At 52.2% G+C, this 3,494-nt stretch carries 1 tRNA gene and 2 rRNA genes; all 3 read left to right on the top strand.

Going from position 1 to position 3,494, the window contains the following annotated elements:
- Window positions 1-92: 92 nt before the first annotated feature.
- The 3 genes from LV92_RS21625 to rrf all read left to right on the top strand — a co-directional run bounded on the left by LV92_RS21625 (window position 93) and on the right by rrf (window position 3,488).
- Window positions 93-166 (top strand) — tRNA-Ala (locus LV92_RS21625).
- A 222-nt stretch (window positions 167-388) separates the two neighbouring features.
- A 23S ribosomal RNA gene (locus LV92_RS21620) occupies window positions 389-3,220 on the top strand.
- A gap of 156 nt (window positions 3,221-3,376) precedes the next feature.
- Window positions 3,377-3,488, top strand: a 5S ribosomal RNA gene (rrf, locus tag LV92_RS21615).
- Window positions 3,489-3,494 lie beyond the last annotated feature (6 nt).

The raw sequence follows: 3,494 nt of genomic DNA, 5'->3' as shown, positions 1-3,494 counted from the left end.
ACGTTCATTGATTGAAATTATTGAATTAGGAAATTCTAGAAGTTGGGAAACCTGCCGACTATTGACTGGCAACTGCCGACTTATAGGAAAACGGGGGATTAGCTCAGCTGGCTAGAGCGCCTGCCTTGCACGCAGGAGGTCATCGGTTCGACTCCGATATTCTCCACATTGGCACAACGCTGCCATTGTCCCGGCCAAAGGCCGTCAAAGGGGCAGTGGCACCGGCCAGAACGTTCATTGACATATTGGGACAGGGTGCGCAAAAGATTCAGGTCTTTGCGTACGCTGAAAAAGAAACACGAAAGTAAAGTAAAGTACAAGTAAATTACAAGTAAGAAGCCCCCTGACGCTGCCGCGGAAGGGGGCGGACAATAATATAAAAGGTCTGGCGACAAGCTAGATAAGGGCGTATGGGGAATGCCTAGGCTCTCAGAGGCGATGAAGGACGCGATAAGCTGCGAAAAGCTGCGGGGATCGGCACACACGATATGATCCGCAGGTATCCGAATGGGGCAACCCACCATATTGAAGGTATGGTATCCCGCAAGGGAGGCAAACCCGGTGAACTGAAACATCTAAGTAGCCGGAGGAGGAGAAAACAAAAGTGATTCCGTGAGTAGTGGCGAGCGAAAGCGGATTAGTCCAAACCGATGTTGTTTCGGCAATATCGGGGTTGTAGGACCGCGAGATTCGATGTGCGATGAATCAGAACCCTTTGGAAAGAGGGACCGTAGAGGGTGATAGTCCCGTAAGAGCAAAGAACATTATCGATAGCGGTATCCTGAGTAGTGCGGGGCACGTGAAACCCTGTATGAATCCGGCGGGACCATCCGCCAAGACTAAATACTCCTGAGAGACCGATAGTGAACCAGTACCGTGAGGGAAAGGTGAAAAGAACCCTGAACAAGGGAGTGAAAAAGATCCTGAAACCATACGCCTACAAGCGGTCGGAGCCCCTTCGGGGGTGACGGCGTGCCTTTTGCATAATGAGCCTACGAGTTACTTTTACTGGCAAGGTTAAGCACTTCAGGTGCGGATCCGTAGCGAAAGCGAGTCTGAACAGGGCGCCATAGTCAGTAGTAGTAGACGCGAAACCGTGTGATCTACCCATGGGCAGGTTGAAGCTGTGGTAACACACAGTGGAGGACCGAACCCGTTGACGTTGAAAAGTCTTGGGATGACCTGTGGGTAGGGGTGAAAGGCCAATCAAACTCGGAAATAGCTCGTACTCCCCGAAATGCATTTAGGTGCAGCGTGTACATAGTTTTATAGAGGTAGAGCTACTGATTGGATGCGGGGGCTTCACCGCCTACCAATTCCTGACAAACTCCGAATGCTATGAAATGATTGTGCGCAGTGAGGGCATGGGTGCTAAGGTCCATGTCCGAGAGGGAAAGAACCCAGATCACCAGCTAAGGTCCCAAAGTATATACTAAGTTGATATAACGCGGTGGAACTGCACTGACAGCCAGGATGTTGGCTTGGAAGCAGCCATTCATTTAAAGAGTGCGTAACAGCTCACTGGTCGAGCGGTTCCGCATGGATAATAATCGGGCATAAGTATATCACCGAAGCTGTGACTTCTATTTATAGAGGGGTAGGGGAGCATTGTAGTGCCGCTGAAGCTACGCTGTAAGGCGTGGTGGAGGAGCTACAAACGAAAATGTAGGCATAAGTAACGATAATGCGGGCGAGAAACCCGCACGCCGAAAGACCAAGGTTTCCCCAGCTATGCTAATCAGCTGGGGGTCAGTCGGGACCTAACACGAACCCGAAGGGGGTAGTGGATGGACAACAGATTAATATTTCTGTACCTGCTCACGTTAAAAGTGACGGGGATGTGGCGTTGGTGCGTACTGACGGAATAGTACGTTGAAGGGAGCGGTGACGCCCCGATAGTACACTGAGGCTCCGGCCAAGGTGATAATCCAGCTTAACATCCTCCGAGAAAACCAAGTGAAGCAGCCCGTACCGCAAACCGACACAGGTGGTTGGGATGAGTATTCTAAGGCGCTCGAGAGATTCATGGCTAAGGAACTAGGCAAAATAGACCCGTAACTTCGGGAGAAGGGTCGCCACGCTTCTAGCGTGGCCGCAGTGAAGAGGTCCAGGCGACTGTTTATCAAAAACACAGGGCTCTGCAAAATCGAGAGATGAAGTATAGGGCCTGACACCTGCCCGGTGCTGGAAGGTTAAGAGGAGATGTCATTCGCAAGGAGAAGCATTGAATTGAAGCCCCAGTAAACGGCGGCCGTAACTATAACGGTCCTAAGGTAGCGAAATTCCTTGTCGGGTAAGTTCCGACCTGCACGAATGGTGCAACGATCTGGACACTGTCTCGGCCATGAGCTCGGTGAAATTGTAGTATCGGTGAAGATGCCGGTTACCCGCAGTGGGACGAAAAGACCCCGTGCACCTTTACTATAGCTTCGTATTGACCTTGGGCAACCAATGTGTAGGATAGCTGGGAGACTTTGAAGCTGCATCGCCAGGTGTGGTGGAGTCATTGTTGAAATACCAGCCTTTGTTTGTCCGGGGCCTAACTCCCTTATGGGAGGACAGTGCGTGGTGGGTAGTTTGACTGGGGTGGTCGCCTCCAAAAGAGTAACGGAGGCTTCTAAAGGTGCCCTCAATACGGTTGGCAATCGTGTGCAGAGTGCAATGGCACAAGGGCGCTTGACTGAGAGACATACAGGTCGACCAGGTACGAAAGTAGAGCATAGTGATCCGGTGGTTCCGCATGGAAGGGCCATCGCTCAAAGGATAAAAGGTACGCCGGGGATAACAGGCTGATCTCCCCCAAGAGCTCATATCGACGGGGGGGTTTGGCACCTCGATGTCGGCTCGTCACATCCTGGGGCTGGAGAAGGTCCCAAGGGTTGGGCTGTTCGCCCATTAAAGTGGCACGCGAGCTGGGTTCAGAACGTCGTGAGACAGTTCGGTCTCTATCTACTGCGGGCGTTAGAAATTTGAGTGGACCTGACCCTAGTACGAGAGGACCGGGTTGGACCGACCGCTGGTGCACCAGTTGTCCCGCCAGGGGCATTGCTGGGTAGCTATGTCGGGATGGGATAAGCGCTGAAAGCATATAAGCGCGAAACCCGCCACAAGATGAGATTTCTTTAAAGGGCCGTGGGAGATGACCACGTCGATAGGCCATAGGTGGAAGGGCAGCAATGTCCGTAGCCGAGTGGTACTAATTGCCCGTTGGCTTGCGCAAACGCCGCCCCGTGGGAAACCGCGGGGCGCAACAAACCTTTTTTTTGAATACAGAGTTTCTTGTAGTTTACCTTACATAAGTGCGACCGAAAAGGCCGCCCTGTCCCATTATTATGTCAACGATATTAGGTGTCGGAGAACCTCCGGCACAAAGATTTTAGGTGGCCATGGCGACGGGGCCCACCCCTTACCATTCCGAACAGGGAAGTTAAGCCCGTCTGCGCCGATGGTACTGCTACACCAAGTGGGAGAGTAGGCCGCCGCCTTTTTTTGAA

The sequence above is a fragment of the Arenibacter echinorum genome, assembly GCF_003259375.1.
Classification (GTDB): Bacteria; Bacteroidota; Bacteroidia; order Flavobacteriales; family Flavobacteriaceae; genus Arenibacter; species Arenibacter echinorum.
This window is presented reverse-complemented; position numbering and strand designations above follow the sequence as displayed.